Annotated in this window: 19 protein-coding genes; 7 read left to right on the top strand and 12 right to left on the bottom strand. The window is 58.5% G+C overall.

What is annotated here, in order from left to right:
* Window positions 1-8: 8 nt before the first annotated feature.
* The 7 genes from rsmG to rpmH form a co-directional block, all read right to left on the bottom strand.
* Window positions 9-653 (bottom strand): 16S rRNA (guanine(527)-N(7))-methyltransferase RsmG, encoded by a 645-nt coding sequence (gene rsmG, locus HBO11_RS13680; protein ID WP_169902059.1) that lies wholly within the window; start codon window positions 651-653, stop codon window positions 9-11.
* Entirely contained in the window at window positions 650-2,542 is a 1,893-nt protein-coding gene (gene mnmG, locus HBO11_RS13675) for a tRNA uridine-5-carboxymethylaminomethyl(34) synthesis enzyme MnmG (RefSeq protein WP_169954062.1), read from the bottom strand. The genes rsmG and mnmG overlap by 4 nt, the downstream gene beginning before the upstream one ends.
* Before the next feature lie 551 nt (window positions 2,543-3,093).
* Window positions 3,094-4,464 (bottom strand): tRNA uridine-5-carboxymethylaminomethyl(34) synthesis GTPase MnmE, encoded by a 1,371-nt coding sequence (gene mnmE / locus HBO11_RS13670; RefSeq protein WP_169954063.1) that lies wholly within the window; start codon window positions 4,462-4,464, stop codon window positions 3,094-3,096.
* Between the two features lie 79 nt (window positions 4,465-4,543).
* A complete protein-coding gene (gene yidC, locus HBO11_RS13665) occupies window positions 4,544-6,226 on the bottom strand; it encodes a membrane protein insertase YidC (protein ID WP_032857171.1) in 1,683 nt (560 codons plus the stop codon).
* Between the two features lie 2 nt (window positions 6,227-6,228).
* Window positions 6,229-6,474: a membrane protein insertion efficiency factor YidD gene (yidD, locus tag HBO11_RS13660; RefSeq protein WP_010465488.1), complete on the bottom strand. Its 246-nt coding sequence runs from the start codon at window positions 6,472-6,474 to the stop codon at window positions 6,229-6,231.
* A complete protein-coding gene (gene rnpA / locus HBO11_RS13655; protein ID WP_308936377.1) occupies window positions 6,467-6,871 on the bottom strand; it encodes a ribonuclease P protein component in 405 nt (134 codons plus the stop codon). Before rnpA ends, yidD begins: the two co-directional genes overlap by 8 nt.
* Before the next feature lie 16 nt (window positions 6,872-6,887).
* On the bottom strand, window positions 6,888-7,022 hold the full coding sequence (gene rpmH, locus HBO11_RS13650; RefSeq protein WP_003213577.1) for a 50S ribosomal protein L34: 135 nt from the start codon (window positions 7,020-7,022) through the stop codon (window positions 6,888-6,890).
* Between the two features lie 585 nt (window positions 7,023-7,607).
* Between rpmH and dnaA the strand changes: the two genes are divergently transcribed.
* The 4 genes from dnaA to gyrB are packed head-to-tail and all read left to right on the top strand — an operon-like array spanning window position 7,608 to window position 13,817.
* Window positions 7,608-9,128 carry a chromosomal replication initiator protein DnaA gene (gene dnaA, locus HBO11_RS13645; RefSeq protein ID WP_169954065.1) on the top strand — a complete coding sequence of 507 codons (1,521 nt, stop codon included), beginning with the start codon at window positions 7,608-7,610 and terminating at the stop codon, window positions 9,126-9,128.
* 39 nt (window positions 9,129-9,167) lie between these two features.
* On the top strand, window positions 9,168-10,271 hold the full coding sequence (dnaN, locus tag HBO11_RS13640) for a DNA polymerase III subunit beta (RefSeq protein ID WP_057439291.1): 1,104 nt from the start codon (window positions 9,168-9,170) through the stop codon (window positions 10,269-10,271).
* A 20-nt stretch (window positions 10,272-10,291) separates the two neighbouring features.
* A complete protein-coding gene (recF, locus tag HBO11_RS13635; RefSeq protein ID WP_169954066.1) occupies window positions 10,292-11,395 on the top strand; it encodes a DNA replication/repair protein RecF in 1,104 nt (367 codons plus the stop codon).
* A 4-nt stretch (window positions 11,396-11,399) separates the two neighbouring features.
* The gene (gyrB, locus tag HBO11_RS13630) at window positions 11,400-13,817 is read left to right on the top strand and encodes a DNA topoisomerase (ATP-hydrolyzing) subunit B (protein ID WP_032857164.1); all 2,418 of its coding nucleotides are present in this window, start codon (window positions 11,400-11,402) and stop codon (window positions 13,815-13,817) included.
* Window positions 13,818-13,917: 100 nt separating this feature from the next.
* On the opposite strand, the gene HBO11_RS13625 is transcribed toward gyrB, so the two are convergent.
* Window positions 13,918-14,637 (bottom strand): response regulator transcription factor, encoded by a 720-nt coding sequence (locus HBO11_RS13625; protein WP_032857163.1) that lies wholly within the window; start codon window positions 14,635-14,637, stop codon window positions 13,918-13,920.
* A 199-nt stretch (window positions 14,638-14,836) separates the two neighbouring features.
* Here HBO11_RS13625 and HBO11_RS13620 point away from each other — a divergent pair, with 199 nt between their 5' ends.
* The 3 genes from HBO11_RS13620 to HBO11_RS13610 all read left to right on the top strand — a co-directional run bounded on the left by HBO11_RS13620 (window position 14,837) and on the right by HBO11_RS13610 (window position 18,790).
* On the top strand, window positions 14,837-15,109 hold the full coding sequence (locus HBO11_RS13620) for a hypothetical protein (protein WP_169954067.1): 273 nt from the start codon (window positions 14,837-14,839) through the stop codon (window positions 15,107-15,109).
* 369 nt (window positions 15,110-15,478) lie between these two features.
* Window positions 15,479-16,468: a FecR domain-containing protein gene (locus tag HBO11_RS13615; RefSeq protein ID WP_169954068.1), complete on the top strand. Its 990-nt coding sequence runs from the start codon at window positions 15,479-15,481 to the stop codon at window positions 16,466-16,468.
* An 18-nt stretch (window positions 16,469-16,486) separates the two neighbouring features.
* The gene (locus tag HBO11_RS13610) at window positions 16,487-18,790 is read left to right on the top strand and encodes a CHASE2 domain-containing protein (protein WP_169954069.1); all 2,304 of its coding nucleotides are present in this window, start codon (window positions 16,487-16,489) and stop codon (window positions 18,788-18,790) included.
* A 169-nt stretch (window positions 18,791-18,959) separates the two neighbouring features.
* On the opposite strand, the gene HBO11_RS13605 is transcribed toward HBO11_RS13610, so the two are convergent.
* From HBO11_RS13605 to glyQ, 4 genes are all read right to left on the bottom strand, one after another.
* Window positions 18,960-19,730 (bottom strand): lysophospholipid acyltransferase family protein, encoded by a 771-nt coding sequence (locus HBO11_RS13605; protein ID WP_169954070.1) that lies wholly within the window; start codon window positions 19,728-19,730, stop codon window positions 18,960-18,962.
* 82 nt (window positions 19,731-19,812) lie between these two features.
* A complete protein-coding gene (gmhB, locus tag HBO11_RS13600) occupies window positions 19,813-20,352 on the bottom strand; it encodes a D-glycero-beta-D-manno-heptose 1,7-bisphosphate 7-phosphatase (RefSeq protein ID WP_169954151.1) in 540 nt (179 codons plus the stop codon).
* Window positions 20,352-22,406, bottom strand: coding sequence for a glycine--tRNA ligase subunit beta (gene glyS / locus HBO11_RS13595; protein ID WP_169954071.1), 2,055 nt, complete (start codon window positions 22,404-22,406; stop codon window positions 20,352-20,354). Before glyS ends, gmhB begins: the two co-directional genes overlap by 1 nt.
* Window positions 22,403-23,356 carry a glycine--tRNA ligase subunit alpha gene (gene glyQ / locus HBO11_RS13590; RefSeq protein WP_003213601.1) on the bottom strand — a complete coding sequence of 318 codons (954 nt, stop codon included), beginning with the start codon at window positions 23,354-23,356 and terminating at the stop codon, window positions 22,403-22,405. The genes glyS and glyQ overlap by 4 nt, the downstream gene beginning before the upstream one ends.
* Window positions 23,357-23,390: the final 34 nt, after the last annotated feature.

Here is a 23,390-nt window from a genome sequence, read left to right as displayed (position 1 = left end):
GTTCCCAATCATGCCGTGCGGCGCAGTATCAGCAGATGGCGTTGGCCTTGGCAACCGGGTACGGCCAAGGCGTGTTCGCTATCGAGGTGGAAGTCTGCCGGCAATGCTAACAGCTCGTCGCTTGGATGAACGCCCTTCATTGCCAGCCAACGGGTGTTCAGGTCGCCCAGGTGGCGGGTCCAGTTGCTGAAGTTCTCCATGCTGCTGAAGGCCCTGGAAACAATTCCATTGAAAGGCAGTTCAGGCGTGAAGGCTTCGACGCGGCTGTGGATAACTTGCAGGTTGTCCAGCTTGAGTTCGAGTTTGACCTGGGTCAGGAAGCGGGTTTTCTTGCCGTTGCTGTCCAGGCAAGTCACTTGCGACTCGGGAAACAGGATCGCCAACGGGATGCCAGGCATGCCACCGCCACTGCCAACGTCCAGCCAGCGGCCGTTTTCGATGAAGGGCATCACGCTCAAGCTGTCGAGCAGATGCCGCGAAACCATTTCGTCCGGATCGCGCACCGCAGTGAGGTTGTAGGCCTTGTTCCACTTGATCAACAGGGCCAGGTAGCCCAACAGCAACTCGTGCTGGGCTGCGGTCAGGTCCACACCCAACTGGCGTGCACCTGTGGATAACTCTTCGGCGTGTTGCGAGGTGACCAACGAACTCAAGCGCTTTGCTCCAACTGACGGCCCGCGCCGCGTTTTTTCAAATGAATCATCAACAGCGAAATGGCTGCCGGGGTGACGCCCGGGATACGGGAAGCCTGGCCCAACGTCTCGGGACGAGTTATCCCCAGCTTGCTTTGAATCTCTTTGGACAACCCGGAAATCCCGGTGTAATCGATATCCACAGGCAGCTTGGTGTCTTCACTGGCGCGCAGCCGGGCGATCTCATCCTGCTGGCGGTCAATGTAACCGGCGTATTTGGTCTTGATTTCGACCTGCTCGGCCACCTGTGGATCTTCTGCGCCACCGCCGGTTACCGAGACCAGACCAGCGTAGTCGATTTCCGGGCGGGACAGCAGGTTCAACAGGTTGTACTCGTGGGTCAGCGGCGTGCCGAATTTTTCGGCAATGGCATCGCCCTGCTCGGTGCCCGGGCGGACCCAAGTACTTTTCAGGCGCTGCTCTTCCAGTTCGATGCTTTCGCGTTTTTTGCAGAACGCTGCCCAACGCGCGTCATCGACCAGGCCCAGCTCGCGACCTTTTTCGGTCAGGCGCAGGTCGGCGTTGTCTTCGCGCAGGATCAGGCGATATTCGGCCCGGGAAGTGAACATCCGGTACGGTTCCTGGGTACCCAGGGTAATCAGGTCGTCGACCAACACCCCGATGTACGCTTCATCGCGACGCGGGCACCAGCTGTCTTTGCCCTGGGCGCGCAATGCAGCGTTGGTCCCGGCCAGCAAACCCTGGGCGCCGGCCTCTTCGTAACCGGTGGTGCCGTTGATTTGCCCAGCGAAGAACAGGCCGCCGATCACTTTGGTTTCCAGGCTGTATTTCAAGTCCCGCGGATCGAAGTAGTCGTACTCGATGGCGTAGCCGGGGCGCACGATGTGGGCGTTTTCCATGCCGCGAATCGACTGCACGATCTGGATTTGCACGTCGAACGGCAGGGAAGTGGAAATTCCGTTCGGGTACAGCTCGTGGGTAGTCAAACCTTCCGGCTCGATGAAGACCTGGTGGCTTTCCTTGTCGGCAAAGCGGTGGATCTTGTCCTCGATCGATGGGCAATAACGCGGGCCGATGCCTTCGATCACGCCCGAGTACATCGGCGAACGATCAAGGTTGGCAGCGATGATTTCGTGAGTGCGCGCGTTGGTGTGGGTAATCCAGCAGCTCACCTGCTTGGGGTGCTGCTCCTTGGAACCCATGAACGACATCACCGGAATCGGCGTATCCCCGGCCTGTTCGGTCATCACCGAGAAATCCACAGAACGCCCGTCGATACGCGGCGGGGTCCCGGTTTTCAGGCGACCGACACGCAGTGGCAGTTCGCGCAGGCGATGAGCCAGGGCGATGGACGGCGGATCGCCGGCGCGGCCGCCGGAATAGTTCTGCATCCCGATGTGGATAAGTCCACCGAGGAAGGTACCAGTGGTCAACACCACGGATTCTGCGAAGAAACGCAGGCCCATTTGCGTAACAACACCGCGCACCTGGTCCTGTTCGACGATCACGTCATCTGCGGCCTGTTGAAATATCCACAGGTTGGCCTGGTTTTCCAGGGTTTCGCGCACCGCGGCCTTGTACAGGATGCGGTCGGCTTGTGCCCGAGTAGCACGCACCGCCGGGCCTTTGCGGCTGTTGAGCACGCGAAATTGAATACCACCCTTGTCGGTAGCCATGGCCATCACACCGCCAAGGGCGTCGATTTCCTTGACCAGATGGCTTTTGCCGATCCCACCAATGGCGGGGTTGCAACTCATGGCACCGAGGGTTTCCACGTTGTGCGTCAGCAACAGGGTTTTGACCCCCATGCGGGCTGACGCCAGTGCTGCCTCGGTACCGGCATGACCGCCGCCGATGACGATCACTTCAAAACGGGAAGGGAAATCCACCACGCACCTCGTGCCTGCTTATGTAGGTAATCAGGAATTGTTTGTTGAAAGAGTTTTAGAGCTATGGCGGCAAGTATAGGGACTTAGCCGTTCCTAAAGAACCCTTTGCACAAAATTTAACCAGCTGTGGATGAATCACAGACAATAGAAATTAAAAGAGAGAAATTTATTAAATCTTTGTTTTTATGTTTATTTCTACTGAGCCTACTTTCTGTGGATAGATCTCTATAGCCCTTTATTTACGTACTGTACAGAGATTCAAAAGTCTGTGGTTAGGTGCCAATGAGGCCCTTGGATAAGTGCTTTAAGCCTGTGGATTAAACAGGTGGTTATCCACAGAGGGGTTTTTACTCAGGTTTCAAGCCCTGTTATCAACTGGGCACAGGGGCGGTTATTCACAGGGCTTAATCCACAGAAAAGCATCAGCCGCGGCAAATTCCGTCCACGGCAAGGCCACCTCGGGGCGAGGTTATTGTCAGAAAATACTCAGGGGTGTCCTGAAACGGACAAAACAGACAGGCACCAATGGCCTGTCTGTGAACTACGAAGGGTTATTTACCGATGCAGAAACTGGAAAAGATCCTGCCGAGCAGGTCATCGGAACTGAATGCCCCGGTAATCTCCCCCAGAAGCTGCTGTGCCTGGCGCAAATCCTCAGCCAGAAGCTCCCCAGCACCTGCCAGGGTCAACTGCGCCCGGCCATGCTCAAGGGCGGCACTGGCATGGCGCAACGCCTCAAGGTGGCGGCGACGCGCACTGAAGCTGCTTTCCGAAGTCTGTTCATAGCCCATGCAGGCCTTGAGATGATCGCGCAGCAGTTCCAGGCCATCGCCGGCAGACTTGGCGCTGAGGCTGATGGTGACATGGCCATCGTCGCTGACCTCCAGGGCAATCGCCTCACCCGTGAGGTCTGCCTTGTTGCGAATCAGCGTGACCTTGGCCGGGTCCGGCCGTTGCTCAAGGAACTCCGGCCACAGGGCAAAAGGATCCACGGCCTCTGGCGCGGTGGCATCCACCACCAGCAACACCCGATCGGCTTCCCCGATGGCCTTGAGCGCCCGTTGCACGCCGATTTTTTCCACCTGGTCATCGGTGTCACGCAAACCGGCGGTATCGACCACGTGCAGCGGCATGCCATCAATGTGGATATGTTCGCGCAGGATATCCCGGGTGGTGCCGGCAATTTCGGTGACAATCGCCGCTTCACGCCCCGCCAGGGCGTTGAGCAAGCTGGACTTGCCGGCGTTGGGCCGGCCGGCAATCACCACGGTCATGCCATCGCGCAGCAATGCGCCCTGCCCGGCTTCCTTCAAAACTGTGGATAACTCGTCTCGCACCTTATCGAGCATGGCCAGGACATGGCCATCGGCAAGAAAGTCGATTTCTTCTTCCGGAAAATCGATTGCCGCCTCGACATAGATGCGCAAACTGATCAATTGCTCGGTGAGGTTATGCACACGCAGGGAAAATGCCCCCTGCAACGAGCGCAAGGCATTGCGCGCCGCCTGTGCAGAACTGGCCTCGATCAGGTCGGCAATCGCCTCGGCCTGGGCCAGGTCGAGCTTGTCGTTGAGAAACGCGCGCTCGCTGAACTCACCAGGCCGCGCCAGACGGCAGCCCAACTGCAGGCAGCGCTGTAGCAGCATGTCGAGGACGATAGGCCCGCCATGGCCTTGCAGTTCCAGCACATCCTCACCGGTGAAAGAGTTTGGGCCCGGGAAATACAGGGCCAGGCCCTCATCCAGTACCTCAAGATCCTCGCCGAAAAAAGGCCCGTAATGCGCATACCGGGGCTTGAGCTCGCGGCCGCTGATCGCTTGGGCGGCAATGCCCGCAAGTGGCCCGGAAATACGAACGATGCCGACACCGCCCCGGCCTTGAGCGGTGGCGACGGCAGCGATGGTTTCACGAGGAGCGCTCATCAGCGGTTTCCCAGACAAAAGTGACAGAATGCAAAACGCCCCACGAGGGGGCGTCTTGAGTGGTTATCCACAGAGTAAGTTACGCCTCGGCTTTTTTGGCAGCCGCTTCGATCTTACGTGTGATGTACCACTGTTGAGAGATCGACAACACGTTGTTGACCACCCAGTACAGAACCAGACCAGCCGGGAACCACAGGAAGAAGAAGGTGAAGATGATTGGCATCATTTTCATTACCTTGGCCTGCATCGGATCCGGAGGCGTCGGGTTCAGACGCTGCTGGATGAACATGGTTGCGCCCATGATGATCGGCAGGATAAAGAACGGGTCTTTGATCGACAGGTCAGTTATCCACAGCATGAACGGCGCCTGGCGCATTTCCACGCTTTCCAGGAGTACCCAGTACAGCGACAGGAACACCGGCATCTGTACCAGAATCGGCAAGCATCCACCCAGCGGGTTGATCTTCTCTTTCTTGTACAGCTCCATCATGGCTTGCGACATTTTCTGCCGGTCATCGCCATGTTGCTCTTTGAGTGCAGCCAGTTTCGGCGCAACGGCGCGCATACGGGCCATCGACTTGTAGCTGGCGGCGGATAGAGGGAAGAAAATCCCTTTGATCAGCATAGTCAGGAAGATGATCGACCAGCCCCAGTTACCGACGATGCTGTGGATATGTTGCAGCAACCAGAAGATTGGCTGGGCAATGAACCACAGGATGCCGTAATCCACAGTCAGTTCCAGACCTGGGGATAACTCCTTGAGTACCGCCTGGCTTTTCGGGCCGGCATACAGGGTGGCGCTGGTTTCAGCCTTGGCACCTGGTGCAACGGTCAACGCCGGGCCAGTGAAACCAATGATGTAGTTACCCTGGTTGTCCTTGCGGGTCTGGACCAGGTTGGCTTCGCCCTTATTCGGGATCCACGCGGTTACAAAGTAGTGTTGCAGCCAGGCTACCCAACCACCTTGGACCGTTTCTTTCAGCGCGCCCTTGTCGATGTCTTTCATCGACACTTTCTTGTACGGCTCGTTACTTGTCCACAGGGCGGCGCCCAGGTAAGTCGCGGTGCCGGTGGCAGTGCTGGAAGATGGATCGGAACTGCCATCACGCTTGAGCTGGGCAAACAGGTTGCCAGTCCAGGCCTTTTCGCTGGTGTTATCGATCAGGTAGGTAACTTTCAGATCGTACAAACCGCGCGTGAAGCTGAAGCGCTTGATGTAATTGACGCCGTCGTGACTGAATTTCAGGTCGACGTTCAACTGGTTTTGGCCATCAGCCAGTTGATAAGTCTTCTGTTCGGTCGAATAAACCGGACGACCGGTAGCACGAGCATCAGGGCCATCAGTGCCAGTCAGGCCGCTTTGTGCCAGATAAACACGCTCGCCACCGTTATCGAACAACTGGAATGGAACATCCGGATGGTCTTGGCGACGTGGGTACAGTGGCAATTTCAGCTGGGCGATATCGCCGCCCTGTGGATCGATCGCCAGGTCCAACACATCCGTCTTGACGTGGATGAGGTCTTTATTGGTGATGACCGCGTTATCTACAGGGGTGCTGGTATCGGCATTCGCGCTGGGTACATCGGCACTGGCGGAAGCATTGTTACCCAACGGTGCATCTGCAATAGCAGGAGCAGACTGATTGGTAGCAACATTCTGAGTCGGCAGGGCAGCCTGGCCATAGTCCTGGTTCCATTTCAGAACCATAACGTAGGACACGATTGCCAGGGCGACGATCAGGATCGTGCGTTTAATATCCATGATTACTCGGCCATCGAAGAAGAACGGGAGGTAGGGATAGGCGGAACCGGGTCATAACCACCGGGATTCCACGGATGACAGCGACCTAAACGACGAAAGGTCAGCCAGCCACCGCGCAGAAGGCCATGATTTTCTATGGCTTCATACGCGTAGCAGGAACAACTGGGGTAGAAACGACAGTGGCTGGCCATCAGCGGACTAATGGCATAACGGTAAAACTGGATCGGAACGAGGGCCAGTTTACGCATCAGTGCTGTCTACCCCTACAGTTTCGGGGCTGACTGCTGGGGTCGGCTTGCTGGTGCGAGCCAAACGTTTCCAGAGCTTGCCGAAATGCTGAATCAATTCGGGGTTTTCTACGTCCCCCAAGCCTTTGCGCGCGACGATAACAATATCCCAACCAACCAGAGTCTCCTGGTGGAGGCGAAACGATTCGCGCATCAGACGCTTGAGGCGATTGCGCTCAACGGAGAGCTTTACGCTCTTCTTGCCGATCACCAACCCGAGACGGGGGTGATCCAGATCGTTGTTACGCGCAAGGAGCAGGAGATTTTTCCCCGGAACCTTGCCGGTGGGGGAGTCAAAGACTGCCTTGAAGTGCCGGGGGGTTAGCAGACGCTTTTCCCGACTGAAGTCCTGACTCACCACCAGTACCGGATTATCAAACTGCCAGACGCGCACGACCTTTGGCGCGGCGACGCGACAGGACAGCACGGCCGTTCTTGGTAGCCATGCGAGCACGGAAACCGTGGGTACGGGCGCGTTTGATGGTGCTTGGTTGGAAAGTACGTTTCATGGCGTGTTACCTGGTTCGTCCACAACGGGCCGGAATGGCCCCCGTTTTAAGAGACCGGGGATTCTAGAGAAAGCAAGCCTCTAGGTCAATTTCCAACCAGCTATTCCTTCAATTAGATATCTGAGGGCATCGAGACCGATTCCGGGCGGTTCGACTTTGACGAGCAATGCCATAGATATAAAAATAAAGAAGGAAGTTATTTAAAGCTTTTCTGTAAAGCTTATAAAAGCTAGGCACGCGATCTTCTGTGGATAACTACCTTGAGGCCATATTCCACGTGCTGTACAGAGAATGACAACACGGGGGAGAAACGGTGCTCTGCCTGTGCTGCGCTATCGGATAAGCTGTGTGTGGAATGGCTACTTATCCACAGGCCAGTTACCCACAGACTTTCGACCCCACTTGTACAACGAGCTTAGGGGCGCTTATCCACAGAGCTTATGCACAGACCATTTGTCGCCTTTTTTACGGTTAAGGCATTGATTCTTGGCGGCCTGTGAGCAACCTACATGTGGATAAGTGGGCCGCTCGCCGCTACAATGGCGGCTGTTTTTGCCTCACCGGCTTTCAACTTAGGGGATATCCGTGTCAGTGGAACTTTGGCAGCAGTGCGTGGAGCTTTTGCGCGATGAGCTGCCTGCCCAGCAATTCAACACCTGGATCCGTCCACTACAGGTCGAAGCCGAAGGCGACGAGTTGCGTGTCTACGCACCCAATCGTTTTGTTCTCGACTGGGTCAACGAGAAGTACCTAAGCCGCGTTCTCGAATTGTTCGACGAACATGGCAATGGGATGGCTCCAGCGCTCTCCTTATTAATAGGCAGCAAACGCAGCTCCGCGCCGCGTGCCGCGCCGAATGCGCCGCTGGCCGCGGCTGCCTCGCACGCCCAGGCTGCGGCAGCCCCGGTTAACCACGCACCAGCCACCGCTGCGCCAGCCCCGAGCAAATCCGTGGCGCAAAAAAATGCGCCAGTGAGCGAAGAGCCGTCCCGCGACAGCTTCGACCCCATGGCAGGAGCCAGTTCGCAGCAGGCCCCGGTGCGCGCCGAGCAGCGCACGGTCCAGGTCGAAGGTGCGCTCAAGCACACCAGTTACCTGAACCGCACCTTTACCTTTGAAAACTTCGTCGAAGGTAAATCCAACCAGTTGGCCCGCGCCGCCGCCTGGCAGGTGGCCGACAATCCCAAGCACGGTTACAACCCGCTCTTCCTTTACGGCGGCGTCGGCTTGGGTAAGACGCACTTGATGCATGCTGTGGGTAACCACCTATTAAAGAAGAATCCGAATGCCAAGGTCGTGTACCTGCACTCGGAGCGCTTCGTAGCCGACATGGTCAAGGCGTTGCAACTCAATGCGATCAACGAATTCAAGCGCTTCTATCGCTCCGTCGATGCGCTGCTGATCGATGACATTCAATTCTTCGCGCGCAAGGAACGTTCCCAGGAAGAGTTTTTCCACACGTTCAACGCCCTGCTTGAAGGCGGCCAGCAGGTCATCCTCACCAGCGACCGTTACCCGAAGGAAATCGAAGGCCTGGAAGAGCGCCTCAAATCGCGCTTCGGCTGGGGCCTGACCGTTGCGGTAGAGCCGCCGGAACTGGAAACCCGGGTCGCGATCCTGATGAAGAAAGCCGACCAGGCGAAAGTCGATCTGCCTCACGATGCGGCATTCTTCATTGCCCAGCGTATTCGCTCCAACGTGCGTGAGCTCGAAGGTGCGCTCAAGCGCGTTATCGCTCACTCGCACTTCATGGGCCGCGATATCACTATCGAGCTGATTCGCGAATCCCTGAAGGACCTGTTGGCGCTGCAAGACAAGCTGGTCAGTGTGGATAACATTCAACGCACCGTGGCCGAGTACTACAAGATCAAGATTTCCGACCTGCTGTCCAAGCGCCGCTCGCGCTCGGTAGCGCGTCCCCGTCAGGTGGCCATGGCGCTCTCCAAGGAGCTGACCAACCACAGCCTGCCGGAAATTGGCGATGTGTTTGGTGGTCGCGACCACACCACGGTCTTGCACGCGTGCCGCAAGATCAATGAACTTAAGGAATCCGACGCGGATATTCGCGAGGACTACAAGAACCTGCTGCGTACACTGACAACTTGATGAACACCAGCGCAGCTTATTAAGGCAAGGGACTAGACCATGCATTTCACCATTCAACGCGAAGCCCTGTTGAAACCCCTGCAACTGGTCGCAGGCGTCGTCGAGCGCCGACAGACCTTGCCGGTACTTTCCAACGTATTGTTGGTTGTCGAAGGCCAGCAGTTGTCGTTGACCGGTACCGACCTGGAAGTCGAACTGGTTGGTCGCGTACAGCTGGAAGAACCCGCCGAGCCCGGTGAGATCACCGTGCCTGCGCGCAAGCTGATGGATATCTGCAAAAGCCTGCCCAACGATGCGCTGATCGACATCAAGGTTGATGAGCAGAAGTTGGTGGTCAAGGCCGGGCGCAGTCGTTTCACCTTGTCGACCCTGCCGGCCAACGATTTCCCGACGGTAGAAGAAGGCCCCGGTTCGCTGACTTGCAGCCTGGAGCAAAGCCGCCTGCGCCGTTTGATCGAACGCACCAGCTTCGCCATGGCCCAGCAGGACGTGCGTTACTACCTCAACGGCATGCTGCTGGAAGTCTCCGAAGGCATCATCCGTGCCGTGGCCACCGACGGTCACCGTCTGGCAATGTGCTCGATGAAGGCCGATATCGGTCAGCCGGACCGCCACCAGGTCATCGTGCCGCGCAAAGGTATCCTTGAACTGGCGCGCCTGCTCACCGAGCCGGACGGTAACGTCAGCATCGTCCTGGGCCAGCACCATATCCGTGCCACCACGGGCGAGTTCACCTTCACCTCCAAACTGGTAGACGGCAAGTTCCCGGACTACGAGCGCGTGCTGCCCAAAGGCGGCGACAAGCTGGTGATCGGTGATCGCCAGGCGCTACGTGAAGCGTTCAGCCGTACCGCGATCCTGTCCAACGAGAAGTACCGTGGTATTCGCCTGCAATTGGCCAATGGCCAGTTGAAAATCCAGGCCAACAACCCGGAACAGGAAGAAGCGGAAGAAGAAGTAGGCGTCGACTACAACGGTGGATCCCTGGAAATCGGCTTCAACGTGAGCTACCTGCTGGACGTGCTGGGTGTGATGACCACCGAGCAGGTGCGTCTGATCCTGTCGGACTCCAACAGCAGCGCCCTGGTGCAAGAATCCGATAACGACGACTCGGCTTATGTTGTTATGCCGATGCGCCTGTAATCATGCTCAGCAGAAGCTAGATGTCCCTCAGTCGCGTCTCGGTCACCGCGGTGCGCAATCTGCACCCGGTGACCTTCTCCCCCTCCCCCCGCATCAATATCCTCCATGGCGCCAACGGCAGTGGCAAAACCAGCGTGCTGGAAGCCATTCACTTGCTGGGCCTGGCTCGTTCCTTTCGCAGCGCCCGCCTGTTACCGGTGATTCAATACGAGCAATTGGCGTGCACCGTTTTTGGCCAGGTCGAACTGGCGCAAGGCGGGCACAGCAGCCTGGGGATATCTCGTGATCGGCAGGGAGAGTTCCAGATCCGTATCGATGGGCAGAATGCGCGCAGTGCAGCGCAGTTGGCGGAAATCCTACCCTTGCAATTGATCAACCCTGACAGCTTCCGTTTACTGGAGGGTGCACCAAAAATTCGCCGGCAGTTCCTCGATTGGGGAGTGTTCCACGTGGAACCGAGGTTCATGGCCACGTGGCAGCGCCTGCAGAAGGCCCTGCGGCAGCGGAACTCATGGCTGCGGCATGGTACACTTGACGCCGCTTCGCAAGCGGCCTGGGACCGTGAACTGTGCCTGGCCAGCGACGAAATAGATGAATACCGCCGCACCTACATCAAAGCCTTGAAACCAGTCTTTGAACAGACCTTGAGTGAGTTGCTGGAACTCGAGGGACTGACGCTGAGCTACTACCGTGGTTGGGACAAAGAGCGTGACTTGAGTGCAGTACTCGCCACCTCTTTGCAACGGGATCAGCAAATTGGCCACACCCAGGCAGGGCCGCAACGCGCTGATTTGCGCCTTAGATTAGGCGCACATAACGCCGCGGATATCTTGTCCCGTGGCCAGCAGAAGTTGGTGGTCTGCGCGTTGCGTATCGCCCAGGGGCACTTGGTTAGCCAGGCCCGGCGCGGGCAGTGTATTTATCTGGTGGATGACTTGCCGTCCGAATTGGACGAGCTACACCGCCGCGCGCTATGCCGCTTGTTGGAAGACTTACGCTGCCAGGTATTTATTACTTGTGTAGACCACGAATTATTGAGGGAAGGCTGGCAGACGGAAACGCCAGTCGCTTTGTTCCACGTGGAACAAGGCCGTATCACCCAGACCCACGACCATCGGGAGTGAAGGCATGAGCGAAGAAAACACGTACGACTCGACCAGCATTAAAGTGCTGAAAGGTTTGGATGCCGTACGCAAACGTCCCGGTATGTACATTGGCGACACCGATGATGGTAGCGGTCTGCACCACATGGTGTTCGAGGTGGTCGACAACTCCATCGACGAAGCGCTCGCCGGCCATTGCGACGACATCAGCATCATCATCCACCCGGATGAATCCATCACCGTACGCGACAACGGTCGCGGCATTCCGGTAGATGTGCATAAAGAAGAAGGCGTATCGGCAGCAGAGGTCATCATGACCGTGCTCCACGCCGGCGGTAAGTTCGACGACAACTCCTATAAAGTATCCGGCGGTTTGCACGGTGTAGGTGTGTCGGTGGTAAACGCCCTGTCGGAAGAACTGATTCTGACTGTGCGCCGCAGCGGCAAGATCTGGGAACAGACCTACGTCCACGGCGTGCCTCAAGCACCTATGGCGATCGTTGGCGACAGCGAAACCACAGGCACCCAGATTCACTTCAAGCCTTCGGCTGACACCTTCAAGAATATCCACTTCAGCTGGGACATCCTGGCCAAGCGGATTCGTGAGCTGTCCTTCCTCAACTCCGGTGTGGGTATCGTCCTCAAGGACGAGCGCAGCGGCAAGGAAGAGCTGTTCAAGTACGAAGGCGGCCTGCGTGCATTCGTTGAATACCTGAACACCAACAAGACTGCGGTCAACCAGGTGTTCCACTTCAACATCCAGCGTGAAGACGGCATCGGCGTGGAAATCGCCTTGCAGTGGAACGACAGCTTCAACGAGAACCTGTTGTGCTTCACCAACAACATTCCACAGCGCGATGGCGGTACTCACCTGGTGGGTTTCCGTTCCGCACTGACGCGTAACCTGAACACCTACATCGAAGCCGAAGGCCTGGCGAAGAAGCATAAAGTTGCCACTACTGGTGACGATGCCCGCGAAGGCCTGACCGCGATTATTTCGGTCAAGGTCCCGGATCCGAAGTTCAGTTCCCAGACCAAAGACAAGCTGGTTTCTTCTGAAGTGAAGACGGCTGTCGAACAGGAAATGGGCAAGTACTTCTCCGACTTCCTGCTGGAAAACCCCAACGAAGCCAAGCTGGTCGTCGGCAAGATGATCGACGCGGCACGGGCCCGTGAAGCGGCGCGTAAAGCCCGTGAAATGACCCGTCGTAAAGGCGCGCTGGATATCGCTGGCCTGCCGGGCAAACTGGCGGACTGCCAGGAGAAGGACCCTGCCCTCTCCGAACTGTACCTGGTGGAAGGTGACTCTGCTGGCGGTTCCGCCAAGCAGGGTCGTAACCGTCGCACCCAGGCGATCCTGCCGTTGAAGGGTAAGATCCTCAACGTCGAGAAGGCCCGTTTCGACAAGATGATTTCCTCCCAGGAAGTCGGCACCTTGATCACCGCCCTGGGCTGTGGCATTGGTCGCGACGAGTACAACATCGACAAGTTGCGCTACCACAACATCATCATCATGACCGATGCTGACGTCGACGGTTCGCACATCCGTACCCTGCTGCTGACCTTCTTCTTCCGTCAGTTGCCGGAGCTGATCGAGCGTGGCTACATCTACATCGCCCAGCCGCCGTTGTACAAAGTGAAAAAGGGCAAGCAAGAGCAATACATCAAAGACGACGACGCCATGGAAGAGTACATGACGCAGTCGGCCCTGGAAGATGCCAGCCTGCACCTGAACGACGAAGCCCCGGGCATCTCCGGTGAGGCGCTGGAGCGTCTGGTAAACGACTTCCGCATGGTGATGAAGACCCTCAAGCGTTTGTCGCGCCTGTACCCTCAGGAGCTGACCGAGCACTTCATCTACCTGCCGGCTGTCAGCCTGGAGCAGTTGGGCGATCACGCAGCGATGCAGGATTGGCTGGCCCAGTACGAAGTGCGCCTGCGCACCGTCGAGAAGTCTGGCCTGGTGTACAAAGCCAGCCTGCGTGAAGACCGTGAACGTAACGTCTGGCTGCCAGAGGTCGAACTGATCTCCCACGGCCTGTCGAACTACGTCACCTTCAACCGCGACTTCTTCGGCAGTAACGACTACAAGACCGTAGTAACCCTGGGCGCGCAACTGAGCACCCTGCTGGACGACGGCGCGTACATTCAGCGCGGCGAACGCAAGAAGCAGGTCAAGGAGTTCAAGGAAGCCCTGGACTGGTTGATGGCAGAAAGCACCAAGCGTCACACCATCCAGCGATACAAAGGTCTGGGCGAAATGAACCCTGACCAGCTGTGGGAAACCACCATGGACCCAGCCCAGCGCCGTATGCTGCGTGTGACCATCGAAGACGCCATTGGCGCGGACCAGATCTTCAACACCCTGATGGGTGATGCGGTCGAGCCACGTCGTGACTTCATCGAGAGCAATGCCTTGGCAGTGTCCAACCTGGACTTCTGATAACGCTATTGCCAAACAAAAAAGGCCAACGTTTAACGTTGGCCTTTTTTTATTGCCCAGATTTTGGAGCCCTTTTTAAATGCTCCACGTGGAACATCGGCTATGCCGTCGCTGCGGTCACGCTCTCCAACCGATAGCCATACCCATAGATCGTCAGCAGCTGCCAACCCCGCTCCGGCGTCAGCCCAAGCTTGTTTCGGAGCCGATAAATGTGGGTATCCAGTGGTCGCGAAGACACCATTTCTTCATGGGTCCAGAACCGTTCATAGAGATATTCCCGTGACAGCGGCCGGGCCAGGTTGGCGAAGAGGCAGCGTGCCAGGCGGTATTCCCTTTCGGTCAGGTTGATTGGGTCACCGGCGCGGCTGACGGTCAGTTCGGCATCGTCGAAGGTCAGGTCGTTGAAAACCAGCACTTCGGTGGCAGCAGATTTCTGCAGGCCGTGACGACGCAGGACGGCACTCACCCGTGCCTTCAGTTCGTTGGGGCGAAACGGTTTGCTGACGTAGTCATCGGCACCGCTGTTCAGGGCCTGGACGATATCGCTCTCGGCATCGCGGCTGGTCAGCATAATCACGGGCGGTGGCGCCTCCATGTGCTCACGGGTCCAGCGCAGGATCGCGATGCCGCTCAGGTCCGGCAACTGCCAATCGAGCACCAGCAAGTCGAAGGTTTCTCGGCGCAGTTGGCGCAGCAAGTCTTCGCCACGTTCGAAGCAATGCAGCGTCCATGGCTGCTCCGAAGCACTTGGGATTTGTCGCAGTGTCTGTTCCACCCGCCGCAATTCGGCAGGTTCGTCATCCAGTATCGCGACACGCATGGCAGGGTCCTTTCTTCTTGAAGAATGTTGCAGCGGTTGAAGAGAGCGTAATGGTTCACCGTTGAATCTGAACAATTGTGGCCAGTTTCTCAAGCTCCCTGAATCTCTCGGTACGCTGATATCAGATAGCCCTAAGGCCGTTAAACATCGCGTACCCAGCTGGAAAGATACCGGCTCAAGCCCCTCAGGAAAAGGATCAATGCCAATCAGGTTTTATGCGCTGTCGGGACAGGTGTGTCTCGTGCAGAAGGTCAGAGTGTGGGGAAAGATGTTCATGCTGGTGATGGCAACAGGTTTTGGCACAGAAATGGTGGATGCCTGCAGCCCGGCACAGTCTGCCCCACTTGACGAAATGACGGTGTACGCCGAATCCGTAGACGGCCTCGGTTACGCAGGACTCAGGGAAATCGATGCCCCGCAGGCGTTTCAACACGGAAGCTTGCTGGAACAGGATCAACGATGGATCTTCTAAATCTGAACAAATGTTGCACTACTCCCCTATGCACCACTCTTGTAGGTAAATTCTCTTTCGCTGAATGACACATGGAGGGCGTGCGCGGGAAGCGCTCTCGATACACGGACGTATCATCTGTAGTCCGCGGTTCGCCATGGGCTGCTGTCGGAGGGATGTGAGGGACAGTATTTCTTCGATGTACATCCGGTTCGACGTCGTCGATCCGGCAGACACAGGGATGTGTCACCTTTCTTGGCGCCTCATCCCTACCACTACGGCTATCGAGTTCGATGCGTCATCGGGTATCGTAGGCGAGATTCAAGGTCCTGCCGCCGCAAGACGCTTTCTGAATGTGCAGTCTGACGGACCTTTAGAACTAGAACCTTGATGAGCGCCATGACCCTCTTTCCTCGTCGCTATTCCCTTTCCTCTTTGTTTGGCTCAAGCCTGGCCCTGGCCCTGGTGGTCACCAGCCCACAAGTCCTCGCCAAGCCTGCACCTGTGCGCGCGCCCTACATTGATGACAACCTGATGTGCCGGGCACAGCCGCTGCCGGCAGTCGTGCAGAACCTTACCGGTGAAGCCTGGAAGCTGGACGCCAAGGGGCGCCCCAGTGTGTTGGAAGAAGGCATGCTGATCGATGAGCAGGAAAGCGTTAAAACCTCGCCATCGGCGTTTGTCAGCCTGTTGCTGGGCGATGGCTCACGCATCGTCCTGCCTTCCAGCTCCGAGGTGCGTTTGCATTTGGTGGAAGAACAGGCGATCCCCCAGGTCATCCTGCAACAAGGCCAGGTCGAGGCCTACGTACTCAAGCGCACCAGTGACTATGACCGTTTTCAAATCGTGACCCCGGTGGGCGTACTGGGCGTGCGCGGTACGCACTTTCGTGTGCGTAACGACGATCAGCAATCGGTGGTCGAAGTGCTCAACGGCCAGGTAGCCGCCAGCCGTACCGAACCGCAGCCGGTAGGCAAACAGCTGAAGAACAAGCCGCAGACGGGCCCGGTGGAAGGTGAACTGAAGGTCGGCGCTCGACAAGGGGTGCTGCTCAAGCCCCAGGGCGAGTTGAAGACAGTCGACCTTTTGCCCGCGCCGCGCCTGATGGGCCAGGACGGCCAGAAAGGCGATGCGCCGGTATGGACATTGATCCTGCACCCGCAACCGGGGGCCCAGCGCTACCGTGCGCAAGTAGCTACCGATAAAACCTTCATGAACATCAAGCAGGAAAACTTCTCCAGTGAGCCGCGCTTGAGCTTCACTGGACTCAAGGCCTCGTTCTATCACGTGCGCGTGTCGGCCTTTGATGACCAGGGACTGGAAGGAGAAGCAGGCGTTTATGACATCTTCTATTACCCACCTGCCACCCGTGTGCAGTAGCAGCGCGGCGCTCGCACGGTGAAGTGGTGGCGCCGGGCTGAACAGCGCCAGCCGACCCAGGCCCAACGCCTGTTCAATGGGCTGGTCAGGGAGTGGCTGTGGATCGGTCTGCTTCTGCTGCCGATGACAGCTTTTCTGTCGCTAAGCCCCGGCCTTGCCCTGAATAACCTGCTGTACGACAGCCTGCGGCGCATGGCGCCGTTGCCGGTGGATCCGCGCATCCTGCTGGTGAACATTGACGACATGAGCCTCAAGGAACTCGGTCAATGGCCGTGGTCGCGGCGCCTGCATGCCGACCTGATTGACCAGTTGAGTGCGGCCAAACCCGCCGGGATCCTGCTCGATGTGATCTTCAGCGAACCGGCGCGCGAGCCGGCCAATGATCAACGCCTGGCCCAGGCGATGTGCAATGCCGGCAATGTCCTGCTGCCGTTGATTCGCGAAGGCACGCCGCGCCTGGGGCAACCCATCGCGCAGATCCTCCCTGTGCTGCCACTGCGCGATTGTGCGAGGGGGGTGGGACATATCAATGTGGAAGCGGACAGCGACGGTATTGTGCGCAGCCTGTACCTGCGTGAGGGGCCGCCGGGGCAACTGGTCCCGCAACTGGCCTGGTTGGCCTTCGAGCTGACCGGCCAGCACACCGATATGCCAGGGCTGTCAGCGTCTTCTGAAGTAACCGACTGGCAGCGTGACAATGCCATCCGCATCCCATTTATCGCCACCGACCACGGCTTTCCCAGCGTGCCGTATGTCAGTGTCTTGCGCGGTGAGGTCCCTGCCCAACTGTTGCGTGATCGGATCATTCTGGTGGGGGCCACTGCACCGGGCATGGGCGATCGCTATGTGACACCGCTTTCGGCCAGCGTCGGTACCACCCCGGGCGTCGAGATCCAGGCCAATATCCTCAACGGCCTGCTGCAAGGGCGCAGCATTACCGTGTTGCCTGGCTGGCTGGCCACCCTGCTGTCTACCGCGATGGTGGCCTTGTTGCTGGGCCTGCTGCTGTTGCGCCCGCGTTATGCGCTGTGGCTGACCCTGGGCTGCATGGCGGGCGCCCTCCTCGCTTCCTGGGGCTTGTTGCGCCTGGGGCTCTGGTGGTCGCCAGCGGCCACGCTGATCGGCATGCTGCTGGGCTACCTGATCTGGAACTGGCGCCGCCTGAGCGTAATCCTCGCTTACTTCGGCTGGGAATTGGCGCGCCTGGACAGCGAGCCCAAGGTACTGCCGGAACGCCGTCGCGCGGCCGTCAGCAACGGTGATGTGTTGCAGGGCCGTATCGTGGCCCTGGAGCAAGCGGTCAGCCGCACCCGCGACACCCGGCGCTTTATGGCCGATGGCCTGGAGTGCCTGCCGGTCGCTACGCTGATTACCGATCCCACAGGCGAGATCCTGTTGGCCAATCGGATCGCCCGCGATGTGTTTGGCAACGAACTGATTGCCCAGAACCTGCTGCAGCAATTAGCGGCACTGGGTTACCCGCCCTTGCAAGGCCAGGTACATACGCCGCTGTCGGCCCTGGAAATCATCGAGTTCCGCGATACCCAGCAACGCAGCCTGCGCCTGGAACTGGCGCCTCTGTTACCGGCCGACGGTGATGTGGCGTTGGGGTGGCTGTTGAGCCTGACTGACCTGAGTATCGAACGCGACGCCCAGCAGCAACGTGAAACCCTGCTGCGGTTTCTCTCCCATGATCTACGGGCGCCCCACTCGGCGATCCTCGCGTTGCTGGATGTGCAACGGCATGAAGCCTCAGACGTTTCGCAGGTCTTTACCCAGATCGAACAGCAAGTGCGACGCGCATTGAATTTGACCGAATCGTTCGTTCAACTGGCCAAGGCCGAGTCCGACGGTTATCAGTTTGAGCCCAGCCTGTTTGCCATGCTGGTGCTCGATGCGTTTGACCAGGTCGCGCTGCTGGCCCAATTGAAACATATCCAGTTGGTCCACGACCTGGAGGAGGCCGGTGAGCAAATGGTCCTCGCGGATCAGTCGCTGCTCACCCGAGCCTTGTTCAACCTGATGGAGAATGCGATCAAGTACAGTCCAGCCGGCACCACGGTGACGGTGCGCCTGGAACGCAACGGCCAATGGCTGGCTTGTCATATCCAGGACCAGGGCCCCGGCATCGCGGCCCAGGAGCTGCCTGAACTGTTCAGCCAATACCGACGTTTTGCTTCGGCTCAGGGCAGCGAAGGCCTGGGGCTGGGCCTGACCATGGTCAAGGCGGTGATGGACCGCCATGGGGGGCGGATCGACTGTGTGAGTGTGGTGGGGCAAGGTACGGTTTTCAGCCTGCAGATGCCGTTGTGGGAGGAGTAAACGGCTGTGCATAAAAAACCGGCCGCAAGGGCCGGTCTTCAACGCTCTAAAAAACTTATGCACGTTTTCCGGTGTTTTATTAGCTTAAGAAATATGTAATAGAATCATAAGCCTACAAGCGAAAAACTGCATTTCGCCAACAAACCGTGCACAGGTTATCCACAGAACGTCAGATCACCGCCTGGTCCGCTGCAACCGGCAGTGGCGGCAGCGAACCCATGGCCCGTTGCTGCGCCTCATTCCACGCTGCAGCGCGGTCATTGAGCGCGGCAATTGCACGCGGTCCTTCCCCTTGCGCATACATCGGCTCGCCGATCACCACGGTGATGGTGCCTTTACGCTTGGCCCAGCCTTCCTTGGGCCAGAACTTGCCGGCATTGTGGGCAATCGGCAGTACTGGAAGATTGGCGTTGACCGCCAATGCCGTACCGCCCCGGGAGAACTTGCCTACAGTGCCAAAGGGTACGCGAGTGCCCTCCGGGAAGATCAGTACCCACACCCCATCCTTGAGCAACTCGTCACCCTTCTTCGCCACATGCTTGAGCGCGGCCTTGGGGTTGTCGCGGTCGATGGCAATCGGGCGCAGCATGGCCATCGCCCAGCCAAAGAACGGCACGAACAGCAACTCACGCTTGAGCACCTGGCTCAGGGGCGAGAAATACGCGGAAAGAAAGAAGGTCTCCCAGGTGCTCTGGTGGTTCGACAGGATCACGCACGGCTGGTCCGGCACATTCTCGGCACCCTTGACCTCGAAACGAATGCCCAGGAACACCTTGGTCAGCCACAACGCGCAGCGGCACCAATAGACGTTGATAAAGCGATAGCGCGCCTTGAATGGCAAAAAGGGCGCGATAAAAAAGCTCAGGGTGCACCAGAGAAACGAACTGGTGCCCAGCAGCAGGTAAAAGAAGAAGGTTCTGATGGCCTGCAAAATCGACATGGCAGCATTTACCGTTGCGGGACAACGCCCGCCTGTTAAAAGTGCACTCCCGAACAATCCTTGGTCAGGAAGTCGAGGGCGACTAGTTGTTGATAAGTTCTGCGGCAACCGCCGCCAGATCGTCAAAAATCAAGGTGCCGACCGGCAGGTTTTTCGCCTGGGTCTTTTCGCCTTTCCCGGTCTTTACCAAAACTGGCTGAGAGTCGACGGCTTTGGCCGCCTCCAGGTCACCGAGACTGTCCCCGACGAACCATATCCCAGCCAGGGGCACCTTGTAATGTTCTGAAATGATTTTCAACATGCCAGGCTTGGGTTTGCGGCAATCGCAACCCTCATCCGGCCCGTGGGGGCAGTACACCACCAGCCCCACCTCACCGCCCTGCTCGGCCACCAATGCGCGCAGGCGCGCGTGCATGGCGTCCAGGGTGGCGATGTCGTAGTAGCCGCGGGCGATGCCGGACTGGTTGGTAGCGATGGCTACCGTCCAGCCGGCCTTGCTCAACTGCGCGATGGCCTCGACCGAGCCGGGCAGCGGGATCCACTCCTCCACCGACTTGATGTAAGCGTCGGAGTCGTAATTGATCACCCCGTCCCGATCGAGAATCAGCAGTTTCAACATGATCAGCTCAGCGTCGAAATGTCAGCGATGTTGACGAACAAGCCGCGCAGGCGCGCCAGCATGGCGTAGCGGTTTTTCCGCACGCCAGCATCTTCGGCATTGATCATCACCGCTTCGAAGAACGCATCCACCGGCTCACGCAAGGTGGCCAGGCGCGCCAGGGCTTCGGCGTAGTTGCGCTCGGCGATCAGCGGCTTCACTGCGTTTTCTGCCTTGGCGATGGCCGAGTTCAGCGAGAACTCCTTGGCATCGGCAAACAGGCCAGGGTCGACATCGGCATTGCCCAGGCCTTCGGCCTTGCTCAGCAGGTTCGACACGCGCTTGTTCACGGCGGCCAGGGCGTCCGCTTCCGGCAGCTTGCGGAACGCTTGTACGGCTTGCACACGCTGGTCGAAGTCCAGTGCCGAACCCGGTTGCAGGGCACGTACCGACAGGTAGACGGAAACGTCCACGCCTTCGTCTTCGTAGCGCGCACGCAGGCGGTCGAACACGAACTCCAGCACTTGCTCGGCCAGGCCGGCTTGCTTGACCTTGCCACCAAACTGGCCGACGGCAAATACCACGGCCTGGGTCAGGTCGAGGTCGAGCTTTTTGTCGATCAGGATGCGCAGCACGCCCAGGGCGGCACGGCGCAGGGCATATGGGTCTTTGCTGCCGGTCGGCAACATGCCGATGCCGAAGATACCGACCAGGGTATCCAGCTTGTCGGCGATGGCCACGGCCGCACCGGTCAGGGTGGTTGGCAGCTCGGCGCCAGCACCGCGCGGCATGTACTGCTCGTTCAAGGCCAGGGCGACGTCTTCAGGCTCGCCGTCATTGAGCGCGTAGTAGTAACCGGCCACGCCTTGCATTTCCGGGAACTCGCCGACCATCTCGGTGGCCAGGTCGCATTTGCACAGCAGGCCCGCGCGTGCGGCCAAGGCAGAGTCGCCGCCAATGCGTGGCGCGATGTAGGCCGCCAGCTTGGAAACCCGCACAGCCTTGTCGTAGACGCTGCCCAGCTTCTCCTGAAACACCACGTTCTGCAGGCGCAGGTTGAAGTCTTCGAGCTTCTGCTTCTTGTCTTGCTTGAAGAAGAACTCGGCGTCGGTCAGGCGCGGGCGCACGACTTTCTCGTTACCGGCGATGATCTGCTGCGGGTCCTTGCTTTCGATGTTGGCCACGGTGATAAAGCGCGGCAGCAACTTGCCGTCCACATCCAGCAGGCAGAAATACTTCTGGTTGTCCTGCATGGTGGTGATCAGGGCTTCTTGCGGCACATCGAGGAAGCGCTCTTCGAACGAGCACACCAGTGGCACCGGCCATTCAACCAGCGCGGTCACTTCGTCGAGCAGGCTTGGCGGCACGATGGCGGTGCCTTCCTGCAAACGGGCCAGCTCTTCGGTGCGCTTGCTGATCAGCTCGCGACGCTCGTTGGCGTCGGCCAGCACGTAGGCGGCACGCAGGTCAGTGGCGTAGTTGGCCGGCGAGGTGATGCGCACGGCTTCAGGATGATGGAAGCGGTGACCACGGGACTCACGACCGGCCTTCTGGGCGAGGATGGTGCAATCGATGACTTCGTCACCGAGCAGCATCACCAACCATTGGGTCGGACGTACGAATTCTTCCTTGCGTGCACCCCAGCGCATGCGCTTGGGGATCGGCAGGTCATTGAGAGAATCTTCAACGATAGTCGGCAACAGGCTGGCGGTCGGCTTGCCCTTGATGACTTGGCTGAAACGCAGTTTCGGGCCGCTCTGGTCGATCTCGCTCAGCTCGACGCCGCACTTCTTGGCAAAACCAAGGGCAGCCTGGGTCGGGTTGCCTTCAGCATCAAAGGCGGCCTGGCGTGGCGGGCCGTCGAGGTTGATGTTGCGGTCCGGCTGCTGGGTTTCCAGCGCGGTCAGCAATACTGCCAGGCGACGTGGCGCGGCGTAGACCTTCTTGGCTTCAAACTTCAGGCCGGCAGTCTGCAGGCCTTTCTCGATGCCGGCCAAAAATGCATCGGCCAGGGTGTTGAGGGCCTTGGGTGGCAGCTCTTCGGTACCCAGTTCAACCAGGAAATCTTGAGCACTCATTGTGCAGCCTCCAGCTTAGCCAACACTTCATCACGCAGATCCGGGGTCGCCATCGGGAAGCCCAGCTTGGCGCGAGCCAGCAGGTAGGCTTGCGCAACGGAACGCGCCAGGGTGCGGACACGCAGGATGTATTGCTGGCGCGCGGTTACCGAGATGGCACGGCGGGCGTCCAGCAGGTTGAAGGTGTGGGATGCCTTCAGGACCATTTCATAGCTTGGCAACGGCAGCGGCTGATCCAGTTCGATCAGGCGCTTGGCTTCGCTTTCGTAGAAGTCGAACAGTTCGAACAGCTTCTCGACGTTGGCGTGTTCGAAGTTGTAGGTCGACTGCTCCACTTCGTTCTGGTGGAACACATCGCCATACGTCACTTTGCCGAACGGGCCGTCAGCCCACACCAGGTCGTAGACCGAGTCCACACCCTGCAGGTACATGGCCAGGCGTTCCAGGCCGTAGGTGATTTCGCCGGTCACCGGGTAGCACTCGATGCCACCCGCCTGCTGGAAGTAGGTGAACTGCGTGACTTCCATGCCGTTGAGCCAGACTTCCCAGCCCAGGCCCCAGGCGCCGAGGGTTGGCGATTCCCAGTTGTCTTCGACGAAACGGATGTCGTGGACCAGTGGGTCCAGGCCGACATGTTTCAGCGAACCCAGGTACAGCTCCTGGAAGTTGTCCGGGTTGGGCTTGAGGACCACCTGGAACTGATAGTAGTGCTGCAGGCGGTTGGGGTTTTCGCCGTAGCGGCCGTCAGTCGGGCGACGACTGGGCTGCACATAAGCGGCGTTCCAGGTTTCCGGGCCGATGGCCCGCAGGAATGTTGCGGTGTGGAAAGTGCCGGCGCCTACTTCCATATCGTAGGGCTGAAGTACCACACAACCTTGCTCGGCCCAGTATTGCTGGAGGGCGAGGATCAAGTCTTGGAAGGTACGCACGGCTGGCGTAGGCTGGCTCACAAAATTCACCTGTTACTTGGGCTGCGATTTAAAG

The sequence above is a fragment of the Pseudomonas sp. WS 5010 genome, from assembly GCF_012985565.1.
Classification (GTDB): domain Bacteria; phylum Pseudomonadota; class Gammaproteobacteria; order Pseudomonadales; family Pseudomonadaceae; genus Aquipseudomonas.
The sequence above is the reverse complement of the archived record's forward strand: the minus strand, read 5'-3'. Positions and strand labels throughout refer to the sequence as shown.

Bases quoted from the DNA above. Each gene is read 5' to 3' on its own strand.
- recF (WP_169954066.1), top strand. From the start codon at position 10,292: ATGTCCCTCAGTCGCGTCTCGGTCACCGCGGTGCGCAATCTGCACCCG.
- yidC (WP_032857171.1), bottom strand. From the start codon at position 6,226: ATGGATATTAAACGCACGATCCTGATCGTCGCCCTGGCAATCGTGTCC.
- gyrB (WP_032857164.1), top strand. From the start codon at position 11,400: ATGAGCGAAGAAAACACGTACGACTCGACCAGCATTAAAGTGCTGAAA.
- rpmH (WP_003213577.1), bottom strand. From the start codon at position 7,022: ATGAAACGTACTTTCCAACCAAGCACCATCAAACGCGCCCGTACCCAC.
- HBO11_RS13605 (WP_169954070.1), bottom strand. From the start codon at position 19,730: ATGTCGATTTTGCAGGCCATCAGAACCTTCTTCTTTTACCTGCTGCTG.
- glyS (WP_169954071.1), bottom strand. From the start codon at position 22,406: ATGAGTGCTCAAGATTTCCTGGTTGAACTGGGTACCGAAGAGCTGCCA.
- HBO11_RS13615 (WP_169954068.1), top strand. From the start codon at position 15,479: ATGAGCGCCATGACCCTCTTTCCTCGTCGCTATTCCCTTTCCTCTTTG.
- mnmE (WP_169954063.1), bottom strand. From the start codon at position 4,464: ATGAGCGCTCCTCGTGAAACCATCGCTGCCGTCGCCACCGCTCAAGGC.
- yidD (WP_010465488.1), bottom strand. From the start codon at position 6,474: ATGCGTAAACTGGCCCTCGTTCCGATCCAGTTTTACCGTTATGCCATT.
- HBO11_RS13620 (WP_169954067.1), top strand. From the start codon at position 14,837: ATGCCAATCAGGTTTTATGCGCTGTCGGGACAGGTGTGTCTCGTGCAG.
- dnaN (WP_057439291.1), top strand. From the start codon at position 9,168: ATGCATTTCACCATTCAACGCGAAGCCCTGTTGAAACCCCTGCAACTG.
- HBO11_RS13625 (WP_032857163.1), bottom strand. From the start codon at position 14,637: ATGCGTGTCGCGATACTGGATGACGAACCTGCCGAATTGCGGCGGGTG.